The 23,663-nt window shown below is 73.4% G+C and carries 20 protein-coding genes; 15 read left to right on the forward strand and 5 right to left on the reverse strand.

Annotation, left to right across the window (positions count from 1 at the left end):
- Positions 1–6: 6 nt before the first annotated feature.
- The 3 genes from CELGI_RS13295 to CELGI_RS13305 all read left to right on the forward strand — a co-directional run bounded on the left by CELGI_RS13295 (position 7) and on the right by CELGI_RS13305 (position 4,672).
- The gene (locus CELGI_RS13295; RefSeq protein ID WP_013884651.1) at positions 7–930 is read left to right on the forward strand and encodes a hypothetical protein; all 924 of its coding nucleotides are present in this window, start codon (positions 7–9) and stop codon (positions 928–930) included.
- A 161-nt stretch (positions 931–1,091) separates the two neighbouring features.
- Positions 1,092–3,080 carry an acetate--CoA ligase gene (gene acs / locus CELGI_RS13300; RefSeq protein ID WP_013884652.1) on the forward strand — a complete coding sequence of 663 codons (1,989 nt, stop codon included), beginning with the start codon at positions 1,092–1,094 and terminating at the stop codon, positions 3,078–3,080.
- A gap of 188 nt (positions 3,081–3,268) precedes the next feature.
- The gene (locus tag CELGI_RS13305; protein WP_013884653.1) at positions 3,269–4,672 is read left to right on the forward strand and encodes a cellulase family glycosylhydrolase; all 1,404 of its coding nucleotides are present in this window, start codon (positions 3,269–3,271) and stop codon (positions 4,670–4,672) included.
- 60 nt (positions 4,673–4,732) lie between these two features.
- Here the strand turns inward: CELGI_RS13305 and CELGI_RS13310 are convergent, their stop codons facing one another.
- Positions 4,733–6,418: an NAD(P)-binding domain-containing protein gene (locus CELGI_RS13310; protein ID WP_245528102.1), complete on the reverse strand. Its 1,686-nt coding sequence runs from the start codon at positions 6,416–6,418 to the stop codon at positions 4,733–4,735.
- Between the two features lie 334 nt (positions 6,419–6,752).
- Here CELGI_RS13310 and mshD point away from each other — a divergent pair, with 334 nt between their 5' ends.
- The 5 genes from mshD to CELGI_RS13335 all read left to right on the forward strand — a co-directional run bounded on the left by mshD (position 6,753) and on the right by CELGI_RS13335 (position 12,927).
- Positions 6,753–7,730, forward strand: coding sequence for a mycothiol synthase (mshD, locus tag CELGI_RS13315; RefSeq protein WP_013884655.1), 978 nt, complete (start codon positions 6,753–6,755; stop codon positions 7,728–7,730).
- The gene (locus tag CELGI_RS13320; protein ID WP_013884656.1) at positions 7,727–9,967 is read left to right on the forward strand and encodes an RNA degradosome polyphosphate kinase; all 2,241 of its coding nucleotides are present in this window, start codon (positions 7,727–7,729) and stop codon (positions 9,965–9,967) included. Before mshD ends, CELGI_RS13320 begins: the two co-directional genes overlap by 4 nt.
- The gene (locus CELGI_RS13325) at positions 9,964–10,944 is read left to right on the forward strand and encodes an NUDIX hydrolase (protein ID WP_013884657.1); all 981 of its coding nucleotides are present in this window, start codon (positions 9,964–9,966) and stop codon (positions 10,942–10,944) included. Before CELGI_RS13320 ends, CELGI_RS13325 begins: the two co-directional genes overlap by 4 nt.
- A gap of 354 nt (positions 10,945–11,298) precedes the next feature.
- Positions 11,299–11,919: a DUF47 domain-containing protein gene (locus tag CELGI_RS13330; RefSeq protein WP_013884658.1), complete on the forward strand. Its 621-nt coding sequence runs from the start codon at positions 11,299–11,301 to the stop codon at positions 11,917–11,919.
- 6 nt (positions 11,920–11,925) lie between these two features.
- Positions 11,926–12,927 carry an inorganic phosphate transporter gene (locus CELGI_RS13335; protein ID WP_013884659.1) on the forward strand — a complete coding sequence of 334 codons (1,002 nt, stop codon included), beginning with the start codon at positions 11,926–11,928 and terminating at the stop codon, positions 12,925–12,927.
- A gap of 61 nt (positions 12,928–12,988) precedes the next feature.
- Here CELGI_RS13335 and CELGI_RS13340 read toward each other — a convergent pair whose 3' ends face one another.
- Entirely contained in the window at positions 12,989–13,588 is a 600-nt protein-coding gene (locus tag CELGI_RS13340) for a hypothetical protein (RefSeq protein WP_041574764.1), read from the reverse strand.
- 201 nt (positions 13,589–13,789) lie between these two features.
- Here CELGI_RS13340 and CELGI_RS13345 point away from each other — a divergent pair, with 201 nt between their 5' ends.
- The 3 genes from CELGI_RS13345 to CELGI_RS13355 all read left to right on the forward strand — a co-directional run bounded on the left by CELGI_RS13345 (position 13,790) and on the right by CELGI_RS13355 (position 17,637).
- Positions 13,790–15,286 carry a sugar porter family MFS transporter gene (locus CELGI_RS13345; protein ID WP_013884661.1) on the forward strand — a complete coding sequence of 499 codons (1,497 nt, stop codon included), beginning with the start codon at positions 13,790–13,792 and terminating at the stop codon, positions 15,284–15,286.
- Positions 15,287–15,429: 143 nt separating this feature from the next.
- Positions 15,430–15,927, forward strand: coding sequence for a MarR family winged helix-turn-helix transcriptional regulator (locus CELGI_RS13350; RefSeq protein ID WP_013884662.1), 498 nt, complete (start codon positions 15,430–15,432; stop codon positions 15,925–15,927).
- Between the two features lie 75 nt (positions 15,928–16,002).
- The gene (locus CELGI_RS13355) at positions 16,003–17,637 is read left to right on the forward strand and encodes an MFS transporter (protein WP_013884663.1); all 1,635 of its coding nucleotides are present in this window, start codon (positions 16,003–16,005) and stop codon (positions 17,635–17,637) included.
- 21 nt (positions 17,638–17,658) lie between these two features.
- Here the strand turns inward: CELGI_RS13355 and CELGI_RS13360 are convergent, their stop codons facing one another.
- The 3 genes from CELGI_RS13360 to msrB all read right to left on the reverse strand — a co-directional run bounded on the left by CELGI_RS13360 (position 17,659) and on the right by msrB (position 19,580).
- Positions 17,659–18,132: a MarR family winged helix-turn-helix transcriptional regulator gene (locus CELGI_RS13360; RefSeq protein ID WP_013884664.1), complete on the reverse strand. Its 474-nt coding sequence runs from the start codon at positions 18,130–18,132 to the stop codon at positions 17,659–17,661.
- Positions 18,133–18,280: 148 nt separating this feature from the next.
- On the reverse strand, positions 18,281–19,030 hold the full coding sequence (locus CELGI_RS13365) for a nuclease-related domain-containing protein (RefSeq protein WP_013884665.1): 750 nt from the start codon (positions 19,028–19,030) through the stop codon (positions 18,281–18,283).
- A gap of 145 nt (positions 19,031–19,175) precedes the next feature.
- Positions 19,176–19,580 (reverse strand): peptide-methionine (R)-S-oxide reductase MsrB, encoded by a 405-nt coding sequence (msrB, locus tag CELGI_RS13370; RefSeq protein WP_013884666.1) that lies wholly within the window; start codon positions 19,578–19,580, stop codon positions 19,176–19,178.
- A 232-nt stretch (positions 19,581–19,812) separates the two neighbouring features.
- Here msrB and CELGI_RS13375 point away from each other — a divergent pair, with 232 nt between their 5' ends.
- From CELGI_RS13375 to CELGI_RS17165, 4 genes are all read left to right on the forward strand, one after another.
- Positions 19,813–21,900 (forward strand): putative bifunctional diguanylate cyclase/phosphodiesterase, encoded by a 2,088-nt coding sequence (locus CELGI_RS13375; protein ID WP_013884667.1) that lies wholly within the window; start codon positions 19,813–19,815, stop codon positions 21,898–21,900.
- A gap of 111 nt (positions 21,901–22,011) precedes the next feature.
- Positions 22,012–22,689, forward strand: coding sequence for a TasA family protein (locus CELGI_RS13380; protein ID WP_013884668.1), 678 nt, complete (start codon positions 22,012–22,014; stop codon positions 22,687–22,689).
- A 25-nt stretch (positions 22,690–22,714) separates the two neighbouring features.
- A complete protein-coding gene (locus CELGI_RS13385) occupies positions 22,715–23,440 on the forward strand; it encodes a signal peptidase I (RefSeq protein WP_081465380.1) in 726 nt (241 codons plus the stop codon).
- Positions 23,421–23,654, forward strand: a complete 234-nt coding sequence (locus tag CELGI_RS17165) for a hypothetical protein (protein WP_013884670.1) — start codon at positions 23,421–23,423, stop codon at positions 23,652–23,654. Before CELGI_RS13385 ends, CELGI_RS17165 begins: the two co-directional genes overlap by 20 nt.
- Positions 23,655–23,663 lie beyond the last annotated feature (9 nt).

The following is a 23,663-nucleotide window of genomic DNA, read 5'->3' on the forward strand; positions in this document are numbered from 1 at the left end:
ACGGCGATGAGCACCTCCGACGACACGCCCGGCCGCACCGACGAGACGGCACGGGCCGACGAGTCCGGGCCCGCTGCTCCCCCGGTGGCCGAGCCCGTCCCCGCACCCCCGGCCACGGAGCCCGCCGTGGACACGGGCAAGCACGCGGTGGTCCGCCCGGCCCCGGTGCCGCCGCCTCCGGCGCGCCCGGACGCCACGGCGCCACAGACGCCCGTCCCGGCGACGACGGACACCACGGCCGTGCCCGCCGCGGCGCCGGACCCCGTGGTGGCGGCCACTCCCGCGCGCGCCGAGGTACCTGTGCGCCGGCCGGTCGCCGCAGCCACGGCGCCCGCGACGGCATCGCCCACGCCGACGCCCACGGCGGAGCAGACCGCCGTGCACCCGGCGCCCGAGCCCGTGGAGACCGACCCCCGGCCCGACCAGAAGCCGGAGCTGTTCCCCGCGCCGAACGCGCCGCGCACCACGACGTGGGGCACGCACGTGCTCGGTGCGCTGGTCGGCCTGCTGCTCGCGCCGCTGGCCGCGGGCGTGCTGCTGCTCGGGCAGTCGCGCATCCTGGCCGAGCAGGCGCCCGGCTGGGACGCGTCGCTCGACGTCACGGGCATCGTGCTGGTGGGGCTCGGGCTCCTCGCTCTCGGCTGGGTCGCGATCCTGGCGGTGTGGACGCCCGCGGCGCCGATCACGGGCGGTCTGGTGGTCGGGGTGATCGGCGGGTTCGCCCTCATCGCACCGGGGATCGCGCGCAGCCAGACGCTGCGCGTCGTGGACTCGGACGGCTGGCGCACCACGGTCACGCAGGTCACGGTCGCGGGAACGTCGGGCACATTGATCGTCGCGGGCTTCCTGGTCCTGATCGCCGGCCTGGTCGCGGTGCTCGCCCACCGGCGCGGTGTCCGCCTGGGGGCGTTCCGCGAGCGCCACCGCTGATCCGCCGTGCCCTGACCGCACCCTCGTCGTCCGCGCACGGACGGCACGCCGTGACTGCCTCGCGACTTCGGGAGGTTCCGGACCCCCGGGACGACTAGGGTTCCGAGTCGGGGGGACCTTGGTCCCGCCTCTGCATCGACGTCGCTGCACAGGAGGATCGCGTGTCCGACCCGACCGCCGGTGGCCTGGAGAACCTGCTCTCCGAGGATCGCCGCTTCGCCCCGTCCGCCGAGTTCGTCGCCCAGGCCAACGCGCACGGCGACCTGTACTCGTGGGCCAACGCCGACCGTCCGGCCTTCTGGGCCGAGCAGGCACGTGAGCTGATCACGTGGAGCACGCCGTTCGAGCAGGTGCTCGACTGGTCGGACGCCCCCGTGGCCCGCTGGTTCGCCGACGGCCGGCTCAACGCCGCCTACAACGCGGTGGACCGGCACGTGGCGGCCGGGCGGGGTGACCGCGTCGCGCTGCACTTCGAGGGCGAGGCGGGCGACACGCGCACGCTCACGTACGCCGACCTGCAGCGCGAGGTCTCCAAGGCGGCGAACGCGCTGACGGCGCTCGGCGTGGCGACCGGCGATCGCGTGGCGATCTACCTGCCGCTGATCCCGGAGGCCGTGATCACGATGCTCGCGTGCGCGCGGATCGGCGCGCCGCACTCGGTGGTGTTCGGCGGCTTCTCCGCCGAGGCCCTGCACAGCCGCATCCTCGACGCGGAGGCGCGGCTCGTGGTGACCGCGGACGGCGGCTTCCGGCGTGGCGCACCGTCCGCGCTCAAGCCCGCGGTCGACGAGGCGCTGGCCAAGGGTCCGACGACGGTCGAGCACGTCCTGGTGGTCCGGCGCACGGGGCAGGACGTCGAGTGGACCGACGGGCGCGACGTGTGGTGGTCGGACGTGGTCGACGCCGCGTCCGACGAGCACGAGCCGGTCGAGGTGGAGGCCGAGCACCCGCTGTTCATCCTCTACACCTCGGGCACCACGGGGAAGCCCAAGGGCATCTTCCACACCACGGGCGGGTACCTGACGCAGGCGGCGTACACGCACCTCAACGTGTTCGACCTCAAGCCGGAGACCGACGTGTACTGGTGCACGGCGGACGTCGGCTGGATCACCGGGCACACGTACGTCGTCTACGGCCCGCTGCTCAACGGCGCGACGCAGGTGATCTACGAGGGCACCCCGGACACGCCGCACCGCGGGCGGTGGTGGGAGATCGTCGAGAAGTACAAGGTGTCGATCCTGTACACGGCTCCCACCGCGATCCGCACGTGCATGAAGTGGGGCGACGAGATCCCCGCGACGTTCGACCTGTCGAGCCTGCGCGTGCTCGGCTCGGTGGGCGAGCCCATCAACCCCGAGGCGTGGATGTGGTACCGCCGCGTGATCGGCGGCGACCGCACGCCGATCGTCGACACGTGGTGGCAGACCGAGACGGGCGCGATCATGATCAGCCCGCTGCCGGGCGTCACGGAGACGAAGCCCGGGTCGGCGCAGGTCGCACTGCCGGGCATCGCCGCGGACGTCGTCGACGACGAGGCCCACCCGGTCCCGAACGGCTCGGGCGGCTACCTGGTGGTGACCGAGCCGTGGCCGTCGATGCTGCGCGGCATCTGGGGCGACCGGCAGCGCTACGTGGACACGTACTGGTCCCGCTTCCGGGACCTGTACTTCGCGGGCGACGGCGCCAAGAAGGACGCCGACGGCGACATCTGGCTGCTGGGTCGCGTGGACGACGTGATGAACGTGTCGGGGCACCGCCTGTCGACCACCGAGATCGAGTCCGCGCTGGTCTCGCACCCGTGGGTCGCGGAGGCGGCCGTGGTGGGCGCGGCCGACGAGACGACGGGTCAGGCGGTGGTCGCGTTCGTCATCCTGCGCGGCGACGCGGGCGTCGGTGACACGTCGCCCGACGACGTCCAGGCGCAGCTGCGGGCCCACGTGGCCAAGGAGATCGGCCCGATCGCCAAGCCGCGTCAGGTGCTGGTGGTGCCCGAGCTGCCCAAGACGCGCTCGGGCAAGATCATGCGTCGTCTGCTGCGGGACGTGGCCGAGCACCGCCAGGTGGGCGACGCGACGACGCTCGCGGACTCCTCGGTCATGGACCTGATCGCCCGCGGCCTGGCCACCCCGGCGGCCTCGTCGGACGGCTGACGCCGGCCTCCTGCAAACGATTAGGGCGTGGCCGGGCGTCGGCACGCCTGGTTGTCTCGTCGGCGTACGCACCCGCGCGCTCCCAGCCCGACGCGCGGGTGTCGCCACGGCCCGGCCACACCGGGCCAGATCGAGAAGCGGGGTGCCGCGCGCACAGGCCCTCCGAGGCTCAGGAACGAGGAAGTTTCATGAGGTCTCGTCGACCTGCCCTGATCGCGAGCGCGGCAGCAGCCTCGCTCGTCGCCGCGCTCGGCGTCGCGGCACTGTCCTCCACGGCCACGGCCGCGACACCACCCGGGCTGCACGTCTCCGGGACGCAGCTCGTGGAGAAGGACGGGACGCCGTTCGTGGCGCGCGGCGTCAGCCACGCCCACACCTGGTACACGTCGCAGACCGCGACCGCGATCCCGGCGATCCGCGCCGCGGGCGCCAACGCGCTGCGCGTGGTGCTGTCCGGCGGTGACCGCTGGACCAAGAACGACGCCGCCGACGTCACGAGCATCATCAACCAGTGCAAGGCCAACCAGCTGATCTGCATGCTGGAGAACCACGACACCACCGGCTACGGCGAGCAGTCGGGCGCCGTCACGCTGGACAAGGCCGCCGACTACTGGGTGAGCATCGCCTCGGCCCTCAAGGGCCAGGAGGACTACGTCCAGATCAACATCGGCAACGAGCCCTACGGCAACAACGCGACGACGAACGCCGGGTGGGCCGCGGACTCCGTGGCCGCGATCGCCAAGCTGCGCGCCGCGGGCCTGCACCACAACATCGTGATCGACGCGCCGTCGTGGGGGCAGGACTGGGCGGGAATCATGCGCGACCAGGCCCAGACGGTCGCGGCGGGCGACCCGGACGGCAACGTCCTGTTCTCCGTCCACATGTACGGCGTCTACAACAACGCGACGACGATCCGGTCCTACCTGGACGCGTTCAAGGCCAAGGGTCTGCCGCTGGTGATCGGCGAGTTCGGTTTCGACCACTCCGACGGCAACCCCGACGAGGACACGATCATGGCCGAGGCCGTCGCGCGTGGTCTGGGCTACTACGGCTGGTCCTGGTCCGGCAACGGCGGCGGGGTCGAGTACCTCGACATGGTGACGGCGTTCAACCCCGCGCAGAAGACCACGTGGGGCACGCGGATCTTCGACGGCGCCAACGGCATCAAGGCGACCGCGGTCACCGCGAAGGTCTACGGCGGCGTGCACCCGACGCCCACGCCCACACCCACACCGACGCCCACGCCCACGCCCACACCCACCGCGACCCCGACCACGCCGGAGCCGACGCCCACCACGGCACCCGGCTCGTGCACCGCGACGTTCCGGGTCGTCGGCGCCTGGCCGGGCGGGTTCCAGGGCGCGGTGACGGTCAAGGCGGGCGCCACGCCGGTCTCGTCGTGGTCGACGTCCTTCACGCTCTCGGGCGCGACGATCCAGCAGGGTTGGGGCGGGACGTTCAGCGGCACCAGCGCGGTCACCGTGACCAACGCCGCCTGGAACGGCGGACTGGGCGCGGGCGCCACCACCGAGTACGGCTTCATCGGCTCGGGCGCGGCCCCCACCACGCCGCCGGCGGTCACCTGCCGCTGACGCGCGAACCTGCCACCGGCCCCTCGCTCCCCCTGGAGCGGGGGGCCGGTGCCGTGCCGGTCAGCCGGGCGGCGTGAGGTGCTCGAGCAGCGTGCGGACCGCGTCCCGGCCCGCACGGTTCGCGCCGATCGTCGATGCCGACGGCCCGTACCCCACCAGGTGCACACGCGGGTCGGCCACCACGCGCGTGCCGTCCATCACCACACCGCCGCCGCTCGCGCGCAGGCGCAGGGGCGTCAGGTGGTCGAGCGCGGGCCGGTAGCCGGTCGCCCACACCACGGTCCTGGCCACGACCTCGTCGGGACCGTCCACCCAGGCGCCGAGCGCCCGCGCCTCGTCGTCGGGTGCGGCCGGGTCCACCGCGTCGTGCGACCGCGGCGGTCCGTCCCACGCGACGCCGTCGGGCGTGAGGCGCGAGAACGGGGGCCGCGCGCGCAGCACACCGGCCGCGATGCCCGCGCGGTACTCGTCCGTGAGCGGCAGCCCGGTCACGGACACGATCGACCCCGGCGGCAGCCCCGCACGCGTGCGCTCGTCGACCAGCGCGACCGCGGCCCGCCCGACCTCGGGCGTGAACTGCCCGTCCCGCCACAGCGGCGGGCGGCGCGTGACCCACGTGGTCGTGGTCACGCGCGCGAGCGCCAGCAGCAGCTGCACCGCGGACGTCCCGCCGCCCACCACGACGACGTGCCCGTCGGCGAGCTCGGCAGGTTCCCGCACGTCACGCGAGTGGAGCTGACGGCCCGTGAAGACCTCACGCCCGGGGTAGGCGGGCCAGAACGGCTTGCGCCAGGTCCCGCTCGCGTTGACCAGCCCGCGCGCGTGCCACCGCACCGTCGTCTCGGGCGCGTCCACCAGGTGCGACGTCACGGTCAGGCGCTCACCGGCGTCCTCGACACGCGTCACGGTCACGGGCCGCTGCACGTGCAGGCCGAACGCCTCCTCGTACTGCGCGAAGTAGTAGGGCACCGCGCGCGCCGCGCTCTCGGCCGGGTCCGGGACCAGCAGCGGCATGCCCGGCAGGTCGTGCACGCCGTGCGCGTCCATCACGCGCAGCCCGGGCGCCCGGTGCTGCCACGCACCCCCGGGCGCCGGCGCGTCGTCGAGCACCACGAACGTCGCTGCGGCGTCCTCCCACCCGCGGTCACCCACCGGCACGAGCCCGGCCTTGCGGAGGTGGTAGGCCGCCGACAGGCCCGCCTGCCCGGCACCGATCACGACGACGTCCACCAGCACGCCGTCCGGGGCCCCCGCCGCGCGCTCCGGCTTGCCCGCGGTGGCCGCGCGGCGGCGGCGTGACCGGCTCACGGGAGGTGCCGCGGGTCCGTCCTCGGCGTGGTCCGCATCGCCCGGAGCGGGCGCGTCGCCGGGACCGGCACCCGACGACGCCGGCTCCACGGCCCGCGCCCGACGCGCGCGGCGCCCGGACCCGGCCGCGGACTGACCGGTCCGCGGCGCGCGGTCCGGCGCGGGACCAGCGGTGCCAGGTGCAGCGGTGTCGGGTGCAGCGGTGTCGGGTGCAGCGGTGTCGGGGACGGTCGCGTCCCGGGCCGCCTCGGCGGCGCGGTCGGCCGCGCGTAGCGTGCGCCGGGTCTCGCGGCGCGTGACGCGCTGCGTGGGTACCTCGTCGGGCGCCGGGCGCTCGTCGTCGGACGTCACGTGAGCCCGCGCGGGCGGCGTGGCGCTCCGGGCGGCGCGCTGCACGGGCAGCGCGCGGGTCGCGACGTCCACCGCGTCCAGGGGCACACCCGGCTGACCCGAGGGCCGCGCGGACGCGGTCCCGGACCCGCTGGGCGGGGCCGCGTCAGGGGTCCCTCGACCGTGATCACGAGGGTCGGGGGTCTGCTCCATGGCCGGTCCAACGTACGGCACGAGGCACCGCTCGCCCCAGGCCCGGACCGGCCCGCGGACGTTCCTCGACAAGGCCCACACACGTGGCGCCCGGTATGCGGCGAACGCCCGACGAGGCCCGGTCGCCGACCCCGGTCGCGAGCACCCGGGCGGCGACCGCAACGGGTGAACTGTCGCCCGGTCGGGTGAGCACGTGCCGCGCGGGTGCCCGGCGTGATGGGATGGCCGGATGGTCGAGCCGACGAGGGCCCAGGTCGCCGTGGACGCACGCCGCGGACCGCTCGACGCGGAGGCCGCGGACGCGGTGCGGCGGCTCGCCGCGGATGCGACGGCGGCGGACGGGATCGCGCCGATCTCCGAGCAGCCGCTGCTGTGGCTGCAGGACCCGGAGGCGCGCGTCGAGCACCTGCTGGCGCACCGGGGCGACGGGAACCTGGCGGGCTACGCACAGGTGGACGTGGGTGCAGTGACGACGGCCCCGGCCGAGCTCGTCGTCCACCCCGCGGCGAGGCGCGAGGGCGTGGCGAGCGCGCTGCTCGAGGCCGCGCACGCGACCGCCGCGCGGGAGCCGGGCCGGACGCTGCGGGTGTGGGCGCACGGCGCGCTGCCCGCGGCCCGCGCGTTCGCGGCCAGCACCCGGATGCCCGTGGTCCGTGAGCTGTGGCGGATGCGCCTGGACCTGGGCCGTCACCCGCTGTCCGCGCCGCGCCCGCTGCCGCCCCACGTCACGGTCCGCCCGTTCGTGCCGGGCGAGGACGAGGAGGCGTGGCGGCGCGTCAACTCGCGCGCGTTCGCCCACCACCCGGAGCAGGGCCGCATGACCAGCGCCGACCTGCGCGCACGGGAGGCCGAGCCGTGGTTCGACCCCGCGGGGTTCCTGCTCGCGGAGCGCGAGGGGCTGCTGCTCGGCTCGGTGTGGACCAAGGTGCACGCGGCGGGCGAGCTGGGCGACCGACCGGTCGGGGAGATCTACGTCGTCGGCGTCGACCCGGACGCGCAGGGCCTGGGCCTCGGCGGCGCGCTGACCGACCGCGGCCTGGCGTACCTGGCGGCCGCGGGGATGCAGGAGGTCATCCTGTACACGGGCGCGGAGAACGAGGTCGCGATTCGGACGTACCGCCGCGTCGGGTTCGAGCGCAGCGCGGTCGACGTGATGTTCGGCTCCGATACCCCCGGTTCACCTCACGGTGCCACGATGGCCCCATGACCGACGTGCCCACCCTGGACGCCGAGCTCGCCGCCCACATCGCGGAGCACGTGGCCGAGCCCGAGCAGCCCACCCCGCGAGCCGATCTCGAGCCGCTCCCGGACGACCGCTTCCTGGACCGCGAGCTGTCCTGGCTCGCGTTCAACCAGCGCGTGCTCGAGCTCGCTGAGGACGCGGACCAGCCGTTGCTGGAGCGCGTGCGGTTCCTGGCGATCTTCGCCTCGAACCTGGACGAGTTCTTCATGGTGCGGGTCGCGGGCCTCAAGCGGCGCATCGCCACGGGCATCGCCGTCACGGCGGCGTCCGGGCTGAGCCCGCGTCAGGTGCTCGACGCGATCAGCGAGCGCACGCACGCGCTGATGGACCGTCACGCGCGCGTGTTCGCCGAGCAGGTGCAGCCCGCGCTCGCGGCCGAGGGCATCACGCTGGTGCGCTGGCAGGACCTGGGCGAGTCCGAGCAGGACCGGCTGCGCAAGTTCTTCCGCCGGCAGATCTTCCCGGTGCTGACGCCGCTCGCGGTGGACCCGGCCCACCCCTTCCCGTACATCTCGGGCCTGTCGCTCAACCTCGCCGTGGTCGTCGTGAACCCCGCCACGGGCAAGGAGCACTTCGCGCGCGTCAAGGTGCCGCCGCTGCTCCCCCGGTTCATCGCGGTGGACGCGCGCGGCCGCCCCTCGGCGCCCGACGAGCAGACCGCGTCCGTGGAGAAGGGTCCGACGAGCTTCGTGCCCGTCGAGGACGTCATCTCCGAGCACCTGGACCACCTGTTCCCCGGCATGGAGGTGCGCGAGCACCACACGTTCCGCGTGACGCGCAACGAGGACGTGGAGGTCGAGGAGGACGACGCCGAGAACCTCCTCAAGGCCATGGAGAAGGAGCTGCTGCGCCGCCGGTTCGGGCCGCCCGTGCGCCTCGAGATCGCGGACACCATCAGCCCGCGCATCCGCACGCTCCTGATCCGCGAGCTCGGCATGGCGGAGGAGGAGGTCTACACGCTGCCCGCACCGCTGGACGCGACGGGCCTCAACGTGATCGCCGACCTGGACCGGGCCGCGCTGCAGTTCCCCCGGTTCGTCCCGACGACGCACCGCCAGCTCGCGGAGGTCGAGTCGGCCACACCGACCGACGTGTTCGCCAAGATCCGCGAGCGCGACATCCTGCTGCACCACCCGTACGACTCGTTCTCGACGAGCGTGCAGACGTTCCTCGAGCAGGCCGCGGCCGACCCGCACGTGCTCGCGATCAAGCAGACGCTGTACCGGACGTCGGGCGACTCGCCGATCGTCGACGCGCTCATCGACGCCGCCGAGGCGGGCAAGCAGGTCCTCGCGCTCGTCGAGATCAAGGCCCGGTTCGACGAGCAGAACAACATCTCCTGGGCCCGCAAGCTCGAGCAGGCGGGCGTGCACGTGGTGTACGGCATCGTCGGGCTCAAGACGCACTGCAAGCTCAGCCTCGTCGTGCGCCAGGAGCCCGACGGGCTGCGCCGGTACTCGCACGTGGGCACCGGCAACTACCACCCGAAGACCGCGCGGCTCTACACGGACCTGGGCCTGCTGACCAGCGACCCGGACGTGGGCCAGGACCTGACCCGGCTGTTCAACCAGCTGTCGGGCTACGCGCCCAAGAGCCGCTTCCACCGCCTGCTCGTCGCACCGCGTTCGGTCCGCGCGGGCCTGATCGAGCGGATCGAGCGCGAGGCGGACGCGGCACGCGCGGGCCGGCCCGCGTGGATCAAGATCAAGGTCAACTCGATGGTCGACGAGGCCACGATCGACGCGCTGTACCGCGCGAGCCAGGCGGGCGTCCCGGTGGACCTGGTGGTGCGCGGCATCTGCGCGCTGCAGCCCGGCGTGCCGGGCCTGAGCGAGAACATCCGCGCGCGCTCGATCCTGGGCCGGTTCCTCGAGCACTCGCGCATCTTCGCGTTCGCGCACTCCGAGCCCGGCCCGGAGGACGGCTTCACGGGCCCCGACGTCCTGTTCGGCTCGGCCGACCTCATGCACCGCAACCTGGACCGCCGCGTCGAGGCGCTCGTGCGTGTCGCGGACCCGGACCAGGTGGCGGAGCTGGTCGAGCTGATCGACGAGTCGATGGCGCCCACGACCGCCGCCTGGGACCTCGCGTCCGACGGCACGTGGTCGCGCACCGCGCACACACCCGACGGCGAGCCGCTCGTGGACCTCCAGTCGGTGCTCATCGCCCGCCAGCGCCGGCGCCCGGGATCGGCTCGGTGAGCTCGACCGCGCGGCCGGTCGTCGTCGAGGCGGCCGGCGCCCTGGTGTGGCGCGTCCGCACGGGCCGGCTGCAGGTCGCGCTGGTGCACCGGCCGCGGTACGACGACTGGTCGTGGCCCAAGGGCAAGCTCGACCCGGGTGAGTCCGTGGTCGCCGCGGCGTGGCGCGAGGTGGCCGAGGAGACCGGGGACGATGTGGTGCTCGGCGCACCGCTGCCCCCGCTCGAGTACCCGATGTCCGACGGCCGGACCAAGCGCGTGCACTACTGGGCCGCGCAGGTGGCCGGCCGGGTGGACGCCGCCGCGCTGCGTGCGCGCCCGCCCGTCCCGCGCGCGTCGCGTGACGAGATCGACCACGTCCGCTGGTTCGACGTCGAGGCCGCGGCGGCGCGGCTGACGCGAGCGGCGGACCGTGCGCCGCTCGTCTCGCTCGTCGCCGCGCACGCCAAGGGTCGGCTGGACACGCGCGCGCTCGTCGTCGTGCGGCACGGCACCGCTCGTCGTCGTGCGGCCTGGACCGAAGGTGAGGCCTCGCGTCCGTTGACGCCCGCGGGCCGGCTCCAGGCGCAGCACCTGGTCCCGGTCGTCTCGGCGTTCGGCGCCGCGCGCGTGGTCACCAGCCCGTGGCAGCGCTGCGTGGACACGGTGCAGCCGTACGGCGCGCTCGCGCAGGTGCCCACCGAGACCGCCGACGTGCTCTCGGAGGCCGGCCACGCCGCGTCGCCGGCGCGCGTCGCCGCGCTGGTGCACCAGCTGCTGCAGTGGCCCGGCGACTCGCTGCTGTGCACCCACCGGCCCGTGCTGCCCACCGTGATCGACACGCTCGCGCAGCACGCGCGGCGGTCCGTGGTCGGCGCACTGCCGGTGGGTGACCCGTTCCTGCACCCCGCGCAGGTGCTCGTCGCGCACGTCGCGCAGACGGCCAAGGGACCGCGCGTGGTCGCGGCCGAGGTGCACCGCGCACCGCTGTCCGCGTGACGGCTCGCCGGTGGTGCGCACGGGTGTGCGACGTACCATGGTCGGGCGACGCCGGGCCGCGGTAGCCCCGGGCTCCATCTTCAGCCGCTTCGAGCGGCGACGCGCCGAGAGGCGCTCCCGGTCCGGCGTCGCTCACACCCCGTCCGACATGCCCCTGGCACACCCGGACGTGCGGGACGCAGGTCCCGGTCGACCCCATGGCGGTCGGGTGACAGTGAACTCTCAGGCGAACCCCAGCGTGTGGCAGGCTGACCCTGTCACCATGGGTTCACGCGGTGGTCGGGTGCCGTTTCCGGTTCTCCCGCCCCGTGTCCTAGCCTGAGCCCGCCCGTTCCCCCTCCTCCGGAGCCTCCCGTGCGCCTGCGCCTGACACCGCGCGACACCACGTTCTTCGACCTCTTCGCCGCCTCGGCGCTCCACCTGGTGACAGGCGCGAACCTGCTCAGCCAGATGCTGGGCGCCACGCCCGCCGAGCGCAAGGACCTCAACAAGCGCATCGCGGAGGCCGAGCACCAGGCCGACGAGGCGACGCACCAGATCATGCGTCGGCTGAACCAGACGTTCGTGACGCCGTTCGACCGCGACGACATCTACATGCTCGCCTCGGCGCTCGACGACTGCATGGACTACATGGACGAGGCCGCGGACCTCATGGTCCTGTACAAGGTCGGCGAGCTGCCGGCCCGTGTGGCCGACCAGGTGCAGGTGCTCCAGCGCGCCGCCGAGCTGACCGCGGAGGCCATGCCCCGGCTGCGCTCGATGGACTCGCTCAAGGAGTACTGGGTCGAGGTCAACCGCCTCGAGAACCAGGCGGACAAGTCGCACCGCAAGCTCCTCGCGCAGATGTTCGACGAGATCGCCGACCCGATCCTGCTCATGAAGCTCAAGGAGATCGTGGAGACCCTGGAGGACGCGGCCGACGCGTTCGAGAAGGTCGCAAACGCGGTCGAGACGATCGCGCTCAAGGAGTCCTGAGCTCCCGTGGAGGTCGCGCTCGCCATCTTCGTCGTCGCGCTCGCGCTCGGCTTCGACTACACCAACGGTTTCCACGACGCCGCGAACGCGATCGCGACGTCCGTCTCCACCCGGGCCCTGACCCCGCGGGCCGCGCTCATCATGGCCGCGGTCATGAACTTCGCGGGTGCGCTGCTGGGCACCGACGTCGCGGAGACGATCGCCACGTCGATCGTCCACCTCACCGACGCCCGGCCCCATGAGCAGCTGACCGTGGTGCTGTGCGCGCTGGTCGGAGCCATCACGTGGAACCTCATCACGTGGTGGCTGGGACTGCCGTCGTCCTCGACGCACGCCCTCATCGGCGGGCTCGTGGGCGCCGGCCTCGCGGGTGGGCTGAGCATCTACGGCTCGGCGATCATCGAGAAGGTCGTCCTGCCGATGATCTTCTCCCCGCTGGTCGGGTTCACGCTCGCGTTCGCGCTGATGGTGGGCCTGCTCTGGGTCATCAAGAGCGCCGCGCCCGCCCCCACCATGCGCCGGTTCCGCGTCGCGCAGACCGTGTCCGCGGCCGCCATGGCACTCGGCCACGGCCTGCAGGACGCGCAGAAGACCATGGGCGTCATCGTCATGGCGCTCGCGGCGGTCGGCTGGGCGACGCCGGGCCAGATCCCGCTGTGGGTCAAGCTCGCCGCAGCGGGCGCGATCTCCGCGGGCACGTACTCGGGCGGCTGGCGCATCATGCGCACGCTCGGCCGCAAGATCATCGAGCTCGACCCGGCGCGCGGCTTCGTCGCCGAGTCGGTCTCCGCGACCGTGCTCTACGTCAACGCGTTCGTGCTGCACGCGCCGATCTCGACGACGCACACGATCACCTCGGCGATCATGGGCGTCGGCGCGACCAAGCGCCTGTCGGCCGTGCGCTGGGGCGTCGCCAAGAACATCGCGATCGCGTGGGTGCTGACCATCCCGGCGGCGGCCCTGGTGGCGGCGATGTTCACCTGGCTCCTGGGCCCCCTCCTCGGCTGACCCCCTCTCTCTCCCGCCGAACTGGTACCTGGACGCCAGCTCGGCGGGGGTGGGACGCCGGTCAGTCGAGGCGGTCGGCGCGCCAGAGCGTGGCGGCGTGCTCGAGCTCCTCGGCGGTGCGCAGCAGCGCGGACGCGCCGTAGGTCATGCGCGCCGCACCCCGCGGGTCCACGTGGTCCAGGTGGTCCGCGTCGAACGCCGCACCCGCGGCCAGCACCCGGCAGAACGCCCCGGCCCGCTCGAGCGCGACCGCCAGGTCACCGGTGTACACGCCCGAGAGCACCGCATCGGCCACGGTGCGCACGTCCTGCGGGCCCGGCGCCTGCGCGACACCCGCGACCGCGTCGTGCACGGGCACGGCCGCGACCCCTTGCCGGTAGCGGTCCGCGACGGTGTCCGGGTCGCGGCGCACCCACTCGCGCAGCACGTACAGGCGCCACAGCGCACCCGGCAGGGTCTGCGGCGGACTGTCGGACCAGAGCGCGGCGACCACGTCCAGGCCCTCGGTCTCGACGAGCGCGACCAGTCGTGCCACCACCTGCGGGTCCTCGGTCGAGCGGCCCTGGTGGACCAGCGCCGCGGCTGTGGTGTGCGCCACCTCGGAGCGCAGCGCGGGATCGAGCTCGCCGGGCAGCTCGTCGGCCGCCTGCGGGTCGAGCATCGCGGGTCGGCGCGGCCGGCGTCGCTCGTCGTCCATGGTCGCCTGCTCCCCACCGTCGCCCCGGGCCCGACCCGGTCCGTCCCGGCCGGCGGGCCGGTCGCGTGAGCGTACGCCCGCTCGACGTGCAGCGTCCCGCGCGCGGGGTGAGGGTGGAGCCCGGGGGTCGCCACCGCGGGCCCGGAGCAGGAAGGGGCCGACGACATGTCTTCAGCAGCAGCCGCACCCGACAGGGCGGGGCGCAGCCCGTACCACGGCAAGGCCGTGGGTCTGGCTGTCGCCGCCGCGGTCGGCGGGTTCCTGTTCGGGTTCGACAGCTCGGTCATCAACGGAGCGGTCAAGGCGTTCACCGAGCAGTTCGAGCTGAGCGACGCGCTGTCGGGCTTCGCGGTCGCGGTCGCGCTGCTGGGCTGCGCGCTCGGCGCGTGGCTGGGCGGCCGGCTCGCCGACCGGTGGGGCCGCACGCGCGTGATGTTCCTGGGCGCGGTGCTGTTCTTCGTGTCCTCGATCCTGTCCGGCATCGCGTTCGGCGTGTGGGACCTCATCCTGTGGCGGTTCATGGCCGGGCTGGGCATCGGCATCGCGTCGGTGATCGCACCCGCGTACATCGCGGAGATCGCGCCCGCAGCGATCCGCGGCCGCCTGGGCAGCCTGCAGCAGCTCGCGATCGTGCTCGGCATCTTCGCGGCGCTGCTCGCGGACCAGGTGCTCGCGGTCGCGACCCCGGGCGAGGGCGCCGACGCGTCGGGTGAGCTGTGGTTCGGGCTCGAGGCGTGGCGCTGGATGTTCATGGTCGCCGTGATCCCGGCCACGGTGTACGGCATCCTCGCGCTGCGCATCCCCGAGTCCCCGCGCTACCTCGTCGCGAAGGGCCGGCGCGACGAGGCGGTCGACGTGCTCACGCAGGTCCTCGGCTCGCGCGACGCCGCGCAGGAGCGCGTCGGGGAGATCGAGAACACCATCCGGGCCGATGCGGAGCTCGCGTCGCAGGCGACGTTGCGCGGCCCCCGGTTCGGGCTGCTTCCCGTGGTGTGGGTCGGGATCCTGCTCTCGGTGTTCCAGCAGTTCGTCGGGATCAACGTGATCTTCTACTACTCGAACACGCTGTGGCAGGCCGTGGGCTTCGCGGAGAGCGACTCGTTCACGTACTCCACGATCACCGCGGTGACCAACGTCGTGGTGACGCTCGTGGCGATCGCCCTCGTGGACAAGGTGGGCCGCCGCCCGATGCTCCTGGCCGGTTCGGCGGGCATGGCGCTGTGCCTGGGCGTCATGGCGCTCGCGTTCACGCAGTCGACCGAGGTCCCCGACCCCGCCAACGCGGGCGAGATGATGACGCAGCTGCCGGGCGGCTGGGGCACCACCGCGCTGATCGCCGCGAACCTGTTCGTGGTGTTCTTCGGGGCGTCGTGGGGCCCGCTCGTGTGGGTGCTGCTGGGCGAGATGTTCCCCAACCGCATCCGCGCCGCGGCGCTCGGCGTGGCGGCCGCCGCGCAGTGGGTGGCCAACTTCCTCATCACCATCTCCTTCCCGCCGCTGCTGGGTGCGTTCGGCGCGACGGTCCCCTACCTGATGTACGCCGTGTTCGCGGTCCTGTCCTTCTTCTTCACGCTGTGGAAGGTGCCGGAGACCAAGGGCGTCGAGCTCGAGGACATGGAGTCCGTCAAGGTCTCCCGCCGGATGCGGGAGTCCACCCCGTGACGCGCTGACCTGCGCGTCCGCACGAGCGCCGTGGTCCGGGTCCCCTGCCCCGGGCCACGGCCTCGTGCTTTCATCCGGGCAGAAGGTTGTATGACGCACGCAAGTTGACATATAGTTGCATGCAACAACCACAGGAGGACCGCGTGACCACGCCCCCGCCGCAGGCCGGACCCGAGCAGGACCTGCTGCGCCAGCTCGAGGTGTTCTGGCGCACGCTGCGCGAGGCCGCGGGCCTGCTGGTCCGCGACGCCGAGTGCAGCCGCTCGACGGCGACGCTGGTCCGCGTGCTCGCCGAGCGGGACCGTGCCGGGCGCAGCACGCAGGTCGGTGACGTCGCCCAGGTCATGCGCGTGGACACCTCGGTCGCGAGCCGGCACGTCAGCCAGCTGGTCGAGGAGGGCCTGGTCGAGCGCACCGTGGGCACCGGCGACAAGCGCGCCCGCGCGCTCCGGCTGACCCCCCTCGGCCGCGAGCGCTCCCGCGAGATCGACGCGGCCCTGGTCCGGCGCACCGGTGAGATCTTCGCCGGATGGGACCCGCAGGACGTGGCCGACGCGGCCGCGACGCTGCACCGGCTGTCCCGCACGATCGACGAGGCCTCCGCACCACCCGCGCGCGAGCGCGCGCTGCGCGCCGTCTGACCCGTCCCACCTGCCACCCGCCGACGACGCCGGGGACGAGAACCGACCCAGCGAGAAGAAGCGAGCACCATGAGCATGTCCACCGAGAAGTCCGCCGCGGAACCGTCCGTGGCCGCACCCGACGAGCCGACCGCGCCCACCATGACCCGACGCGAGGTCCTCGAGTCCCTGTCCGGGATCCTGCTCGGGATGTTCGTCTCGATCCTGGCGACGAGCGTCGTGTCCTCCTCGCTGCCCAAGATCATCACCGACCTGGGCGGCACGCAGTCCGCGTTCACCTGGGTGGTCACCGCGACGCTGCTGACCACCACGATCTCGACCCCCATCTGGGGCAAGCTCGCCGACCTGGTCAACCGCAAGCTGCTCATCCAGCTCGCGCTCGGCATCACCGTGATCTCCTCCGCGCTCGCAGGCCTCTCGCACGACACGGCGATGCTCATCGGGATGCGCGCGCTGCAGGGCATCGGCGCCGGTGGGCTCACCGCGCTGGGCACCGTGCTGATCGCGGACATCATCAGCCCGCGTGAGCGCGGCCGGTACATGGGGCTCATGGGCGCCGTGATGGGCGTGAGCATGGTCGGCGGGCCGCTGCTCGGCGGCGTGCTGACGGACTCCTCGCTCGGCTGGCGCGCGAACTTCTTCGTCGGGCTGCCGTTCGCGATCGCCGCGATCGTCGTGCTGCAGCGCACGCTGCACCTGCCGCCGCTGCGCCGCCGCGTGGTGCGCATCGACTACCTGGGCGCGGGCCTGATCTCGGTCGGCATCGCGCTGCTCCTGCTGTGGATCACGTTCGCGGGCGACTCGTTCGCCTGGATCTCGTGGCAGACCGCCGCCATGGTCGGGGGCTCCGTGCTCACGCTCGCGCTGGCGGTGTGGGCCGAGCACCGCGCTGCCGAGCCGATCATCCCGCTGCACCTGTTCCGCAACCGCACGCTCGTGCTCGCGGTGGTCGCGAGCGTCGCGGTGGGCATCGCGATGTTCGGCACCTCGGTGTTCCTGGGCCAGTACATGCAGCTGGCCCGGGGCAAGACGCCCACCGAGTCCGGCCTCATGACCATCCCGATGATCCTGGGCATGCTCGTCGCCTCGACCCTCAGCGGCCAGGTGATCACCCGCACGGGCCGGTACAAGCGGTTCATGCTCGTGGGCGCGTCGCTGCTCACCGTGGGTCTGGGCCTCATGGGCACCATCCACTACGACACGAGCTTCCTGCTCGTGAGCGTGTACATGGTGGTGCTCGGCGCCGGCGTCGGCATGCTCATGCAGAACCTGGTGCTCGCGGCGCAGAACACGCTGCACGTCTCGGAGGTCGGCTCCGGCACCGCGACCGTCGCGTTCTTCCGGACCCTGGGCGGCGCGATCGGTGTCTCGGCGCTCGGCGCGATCCTGTCCAGCCGCTCGACGGACATGATCGGCAAGGGGCTCGCGGCGATCGGCATCGACCCCGCGGCGATGGGATCGGGCGGCACGCTCCCGGACCTGGCCACGCTGCCGGAGCCGGTGCGCGTGGTCGTCGAGCGCGCGTTCGGTGACTCGATCGCGGACCTGTTCCTCGTCGCGACGCCCGTGGCCCTGATCTCGCTGGTCGCGGTGCTGTTCCTCAAGGAGATCCCGCTCGGTCACCGCTCCGGTGTCGAGCAGCGTCTCGAGGAGGACGCGGCCGCCGCGGTGGCACCCGTGACCGACGAGCTCGCGGACGCGCGCCGCTGACCCGGCGCAGCCTGGTCGGGCTCAGACCCCGGTGCGCTCGCGTGCCGGGGTCTGCGTCGTCCAGGCGGAGGTCAGGTCGCGGTTCAGCCGGCCCAGCTGGGCCGTGAGCAGCGTGATCTGGTCCGGCGCCCAGCCGTCCAGCGCGTTCCCGAGGAACGTCTGGCGCGCGCGCTGGGCGCCGGCCAGCCGCTCCTGACCCAGGGGCGTGAGGGACAGCAGCTGGCCACGGAAGTCGTCGGGGTCCGTCACCCGGACGATCAGCCCGAGCGCGCTCAGGCGCGCCAGCTGACGCGACATCGTGCCGCGACCCACGCCGATGTAGGCGGCGATGTCGCTCGCCCGGACGTCGGGCGTGCGGCCGATCAGCGCGAGCAGCTCGTAGGCCGCGGGCTCGAGCTCCGGGTGCACCATCCGGGCCATCGCGGCCGACGACGCCGTCGCCCGGCGCAGGAACAGCCCGAGCTCGCGCTCCAGCTGCTGCAGGTCGTCGTCCACGGGCACATCTTGGACCGTGCGGGGCGGTCCTGGGAACGGTTCGGCCGGGCGAACGCTGAGCCGAACGGGTGAGACACGCCGCCCCTCTGGGTGCTGCCACCCATCCGGGTGCGTCCGGACGTCGGCGCAGGTCAGCGCGCCGGGACGGTCAGCGTGCCCAGGTGATGCGCTGCCGCGCGACGTTCGCGATGGCCGCGACGCGGTCGGGCTCGAGCGCCACCGGCAGGCTCCGCACGGTGCGGGGCATGGTCGCGCGCGTCACGACGAGCGTCTCGTCCGCGTCGCCGTCCAGACCGAGCTCACCACGCACGACGGTCATCGACCGCACGCGGATGTCCGCGCAGCCCGCCTGCAGCAGCAGGCCCTGCACGCGTGCGGCCTCCATGCGCGCGGCGTGCAGCAGGCCCACGGGCGCACCGTCGACGAGCATGCGGCGGTCGACCACATCGACGTGTTCACCGGGTCGGCCGCGCTCCGCGACCGTGAAGATGCCGCCGGGACCGATCAGCAGGTGCTCGACGACCGTGCCCTGCCGGCCGAGCGGGACGTCGTGGATGACGTGCCAGCCCTCGGCGTACAGCCGCTCCAGCCGCTGACGCAGGGGTGCGCCGCGCTGCCCGCGCGGCTCGTCGTCGACCGGGCCGAGCCAGGCCGTGAGGGCCGTGCGCTCGGGCTCGCTGAACGGTTGACGCGGCATGGGCAGCGTGAGCTCGTTGGCGTCCGAGCGCAGGAACTCCTGCGCGGCGAGCCGGAGCTGCTCCTCGAGCTCGGGCTCCTCGACGACGACCTCGCCGGACTGCAGGTCGATCGAGCCGACGCGTGCGCCCGTCTCGTGCGTGACGTACAGGCGGTCGGCGCCGTAGCGCCTCCACCGCCGCACCGTCAGCACCTGTTCCATGCCCTCATTATCGGCAGCCGGGGGCTCCTTCTTCAGTGCCTCGTCTCATGTGAGACGGCGCGTCGCACGTCCGGGGGACACGCGCGCGGCGGCGCGGTCCGTGCGGGTCCGGCGTCCGGGTGACCGCCGGGCCCGCGCGGCGTGCTCAGCCGTCCGCGGGCTCGAACGTCAGGCTCACCGAGTTCATGCAGAACCGGTCACCCGTGGGCGTCTGCGGGGCGTCGTCGAACACGTGCCCCAGGTGCGAACCGCACCGTGCGCACCGCACCTCGGTGCGCACCATGTGGTGCGAGCGGTCCTCCACCAGCTCGACCGCGTCGCCCGCGAGCGGCGTGAAGAAGCTCGGCCAGCCGCAGTGCGAGTCGAACTTGGCGTCCGACGCGAACAGCTCGGCCTGGCACGCGCGGCACCGGTAGACGCCGGTGCGCTTCTCGTCGAGCAGCGCCCCCGTCCACGCGCGCTCGGTCCCGGCCCGACGCAGCACGTCGAACTCCTGCGGGCTCAGCTCGAGGGCCCACTCCTGGTCGCTCCTGCTCACCTCGTACGCCACCGCGACCTCCGTCCGGACGGGCGGGCGCCCGTCTCCGCCTGCCCCAACCATCGCCCGCACCGGGACGTTCCCGCATCCGCGCGGACGGTCGGGCGCGGGCCCGGGCGGACGTGCGACACGTGACAACCGGGCGAATCCGGACCGGGGTTCTCGCGGCGAGCGACCCGTGCGCCTAGGGTCGGCGTCAACGGACGTTCGGCGGGCACCCTCCCGCCGAAGGGCGGAGGTCGCAGTGCCCCGGAGCGCCGCACGGCGACGGTGGTCGCTGACGCGCTACTTCGGCGTGGTCAGCGTCGTCGCCATGTCCGCGCTCGGCGTCGCGCTCGTGTGGGTCACGTCGAACGTCATGCAGCAGCAGTCGGTCCGGGACGGCACGCAGTCCGCGGCCTCGGTCATGGCCTACGCGGTCGCGCCGCTGCCCGCGGGGGCGTTCACGGAGGGCCTGCTCACGCCCGAGCAGCGCGACGCGGTCGAGGGTGCCACCTCGGGGTTCGGCTCACGCATCGTGGAGCTGCGCCTGTGGAGCACCACGGGCGTGCTGATGTACAGCTCGACGGATGCGCGTGTCGGCTTCCCGGACACCGAGCGGCTCAGCCGGGTCATGGAGAGCGGGTCGTCGGACGCGCGCGTCCTCGACGACGTCAGCCGCCTCGAGGGGACGTCGACGGTCGGCGCGACGATCCGCGAGGTCCTGGACGTCTACGTCCCGGTCCGCGCGGCGGACGCGCTCGACGTCGCCGGGACGCCCGTGGCGGACCTGGCGCCCGCGGACCCGGACGGGGAGCCGTCGGCCGGCGAGGTCATCGGCGCCGCCGAGGTGATGCTCGACCACACGCCCGCGGTGGACGCGCTGGCCGAGGCGCGGCGCACCGTCACGCTCGTCGTCGCCGGCGGGCTCGTCGCGCTCTGGCTCCTGCTGTTCCGGACGGTGCACACCACGTCCAAGCGTCTGCAGTCGAGCGCGTTGGAGAACGCGCGCCTCGCGCTGCTCGACTCGCTCACCGGCCTGCCCAACCGTCGCCTGCTCGCGGACCGCATGCGCAAGGACGTGGACGCCGCGCTCGCGACGGGCGGGCGCGTGGGCCTGGTGCTGCTCGACATCGACCGGTTCAAGGACATCAACGACTCGTTGGGCCACGACCACGGCGACGAGCTGCTCGAGCAGGTGGCCGAGCGCCTGCGCGGTGCGCTGCGCGACGAGGACGTGGTGGCCCGGCTCGGCGGCGACGAGTTCGCGGTCCTGCTGCCCGACGTGCGCTCGGTCGCGAACGCCGAACGCCTGGCCCGGCGCGTCCGCCAGCTGTTCGTGCCCCCGTTCCAGCTCGGCGAGATGTCGCTGCACGTCGAGACGTCGGTGGGCGTCGCGTGCATCCCGGACCACGCGCACGACGCGTCGTCGCTCATGCGCACGGCCGACGTCGCGATGTACACCGCCAAGCACCACCGCACGGGCGTCGCGGTCTACGACGCCGACGAGGACCACTCCTCCCCCGCGCGACTGGTGCTCCTGGGCGACCTGCACACCGCGATCGAGCAGGCCCCCGAGCTGTCGCAGCTGGTCATGCACTACCAGCCGAAGATCGCGCTCGACACCGGCCGGACCGTGGGCTACGAGGCGCTGATGCGCTGGATCCACCCCGAGCGCGGCGTGCTCATGCCGAACGTGTTCATCCCGCTCGCGGAGCAGTCGGGGGTGATCCACGAGCTCACGCGGTTCGCGCTGCGCTCGACGATCACGCAGCTCGCACGCTGGCGCACCGCAGGGCTGCCGCTGCCGGTCGCGGTCAACCTCTCGGCGCACGACGTGACGACGACCGCCGTGGTCGACGTCCTGGAGTCGCTCCTGGCCGAGCACGACGTCCCGGCCGAGCTCGTCGAGGTGGAGATCACCGAGACCGCGCTGGTCGCGGACCGGTCGCGCATCGTGCCCGTGCTCGAACGGCTCGACGAGCTGGGCGTCAAGGTCGCGATCGACGACTTCGGGATCGGCAACACGTCCATCTCGCAGCTGCGGGACCTGCCCGTCGACGAGCTCAAGATCGACCGGCTGTTCGTCTCCGACCTGCGCGACGGTGGTCGGGAGGGCTCGGAGGTCGTGGTCCAGGCGATGGTGGACCTCGCGCACTCGTTCGGGCTGCGCGTGGTGGCCGAGGGCGTCGAGGACGAGGCGACCGCCGCGGTGCTGCGCCGGCTGGGGGTCGACCGCGCCCAGGGCTTCCACTGGTCGGCGGCCGTGCCCGCCTCCGAGATCGCGCCGCCCGGCCCTCCCGCGGCACCACGCACCGGGGCACGAACAGGGCGGGTGACCACGAACGGCTGATCTCTGGGACAATCCCTACAGTTGGTGCGTCGGCGTGCCGATACCTGATCGACCGAGCGCTTGCGCACGCACTCGGCCAACGACCTCAGCCCCGGGGAGATTCCTGCCGTGATGGACGACCTGCTCCAGGAGATGGTGAGTCCTGCGCCCGCGCCCGGCGAGCGAGCTCGCCGTCGCCGGCTGTGGGCCACGGTCACGATCGTCGGCCTCGCCGCGCTCGGCGTGACCTCGCTGACGACGTCGGCGTTCTTCCGCGACGACGCGACGACGAACTCCGCGATCACGGCCGGCACCATCTCGATCGACTCGGCCGACCTCGCGTTCTCGATCCCGGTGGGCAACATGCTGCCGGGCGCGTCCGTGGTCTCCCCTGTCACCGTCAGCAACGAGGGGTCGCTGCGCTACCAGTACGCGATCCAGTACGACGCGACGGACCGCGCGGGCGACACGGCGAACCTGTCGAGCGCGCTGCACCTGTCGATCTACCGGCTCGACGCGGCGGACTGCACGCTCGCGAACGCGAGCGGGCCCACCGCGCGGCTCGGCCAGTCCGCCGGGACGTGGGGTCTGGCCACGTCGGCCACGGACATCGTCGGCGAGGCCGGCACCGACGCGGCGCTCGGCAACCGGCAGATCTCCGCGAGCTCGTCGGAGGACCTGTGCGTGCGCGTCGACTTCGACCCCGCGGCGGACAACTCCTACCAGGACACGCAGACCGAGCTCACGCTCCGGTTCGCCGCGATGCAGCTGACGTTCGACCCGGCCGACCCCAACGAGTCGAACACCTGATCGTCGTCGTCCCGACAGCACCCTGATGCCCCGCCCGCCGCGACACCCGATCTCGGTCCCGGCTGATCGTCGCGACCCGCGGCCCCGCCCGGTCGCACCCCGGCGACGGCGCTCGCGCGCCCGGACCGTGGTCTCGGCCGCGCTGTGGGTGGTGGTCGCGGTGGGCACGTTGGCGTTCGCCACGTCGCTCGCGGTCCCGCTGTGGTTCCAGGCGCAGAACCAGCGGCTGCTGATCGTCACGTCCGGCTCCATGTCGCCGGTGTTCGAGGCGGGCGACGCCGTCGTCATGCGCAAGGTCGACGACCCGTCGCAGCTCAAGGTCGGGCAGATCGTCTCGTTCTGGCCGCTCGGCTCGGAGAACCTGGTCACGCACCGCGTCGTCGACCTCATCACGCTGCCGACGCTGCGCCAGGACGAGGAGACGGGCCGGATGGTGCCCGTGATCGACCCGGAGACGAACCAGCCGCGCGAGAACCGGTACATCATCACCAAGGGCGACGCGAACGACGAGAACGACCCGAACGCGACCCCCTACACCCGCGTGCGGGGCATCGTCCTGGACGTGCACACCGGCTGGGGCTGGCTGCTGGAGTGGACGAGCTCCCCCGTGGGCCGCGCGGTCATGCTGGTGCCCCCGCTGCTGGCGCTCGGTACGCTCGAGCTGCTCGCGGTGCGCGACGCGCGGCACCGCCGCCGGGAGAAGGCACCGAACCGGGACGAGAGGCACGTGGATGCGTATCTCCAGGGATGACGCCCCGGGGCCCGCACACGTCCCGACCGACGGCACCGACCGGGCCGCCGTGGCCCGGCTCGCGGTCGCGGTGCTGCTCGCGCTGGGCGTGCTGGTCGCACCGCACGTGGGCACGACGTCGGCCGAGTTCACGGGCGTGGACACGAGCGTGGCGACGTTCACGACGTCCGACGACTTCGCCGCCGTCCCCGCGCCGGAGCCCGTCACGCCCTGAGACCGTCAC

Source organism: Cellulomonas gilvus ATCC 13127, assembly GCF_000218545.1.
Classification (GTDB): Bacteria; Actinomycetota; Actinomycetes; order Actinomycetales; family Cellulomonadaceae; genus Cellulomonas; species Cellulomonas gilvus.

What these genes read in the sequence shown, in the direction of transcription:
- CELGI_RS13295 (WP_013884651.1), top strand. Translation starts at nt 7, where the DNA reads ATGAGCACCTCCGACGACACGCCCGGCCGCACCGACGAGACGGCACGG.
- CELGI_RS13305 (WP_013884653.1), top strand. Translation starts at nt 3,269, where the DNA reads ATGAGGTCTCGTCGACCTGCCCTGATCGCGAGCGCGGCAGCAGCCTCG.
- mshD (WP_013884655.1), top strand. Translation starts at nt 6,753, where the DNA reads ATGGTCGAGCCGACGAGGGCCCAGGTCGCCGTGGACGCACGCCGCGGA.
- CELGI_RS13320 (WP_013884656.1), top strand. Translation starts at nt 7,727, where the DNA reads ATGACCGACGTGCCCACCCTGGACGCCGAGCTCGCCGCCCACATCGCG.
- CELGI_RS13340 (WP_041574764.1), bottom strand. Translation starts at nt 13,588, where the DNA reads ATGCTCGACCCGCAGGCGGCCGACGAGCTGCCCGGCGAGCTCGATCCC.
- CELGI_RS13345 (WP_013884661.1), top strand. Translation starts at nt 13,790, where the DNA reads ATGTCTTCAGCAGCAGCCGCACCCGACAGGGCGGGGCGCAGCCCGTAC.
- CELGI_RS13355 (WP_013884663.1), top strand. Translation starts at nt 16,003, where the DNA reads ATGTCCACCGAGAAGTCCGCCGCGGAACCGTCCGTGGCCGCACCCGAC.
- CELGI_RS13365 (WP_013884665.1), bottom strand. Translation starts at nt 19,030, where the DNA reads ATGGAACAGGTGCTGACGGTGCGGCGGTGGAGGCGCTACGGCGCCGAC.
- CELGI_RS13380 (WP_013884668.1), top strand. Translation starts at nt 22,012, where the DNA reads ATGGACGACCTGCTCCAGGAGATGGTGAGTCCTGCGCCCGCGCCCGGC.
- CELGI_RS13385 (WP_081465380.1), top strand. Translation starts at nt 22,715, where the DNA reads ATGCCCCGCCCGCCGCGACACCCGATCTCGGTCCCGGCTGATCGTCGC.
- CELGI_RS17165 (WP_013884670.1), top strand. Translation starts at nt 23,421, where the DNA reads ATGCGTATCTCCAGGGATGACGCCCCGGGGCCCGCACACGTCCCGACC.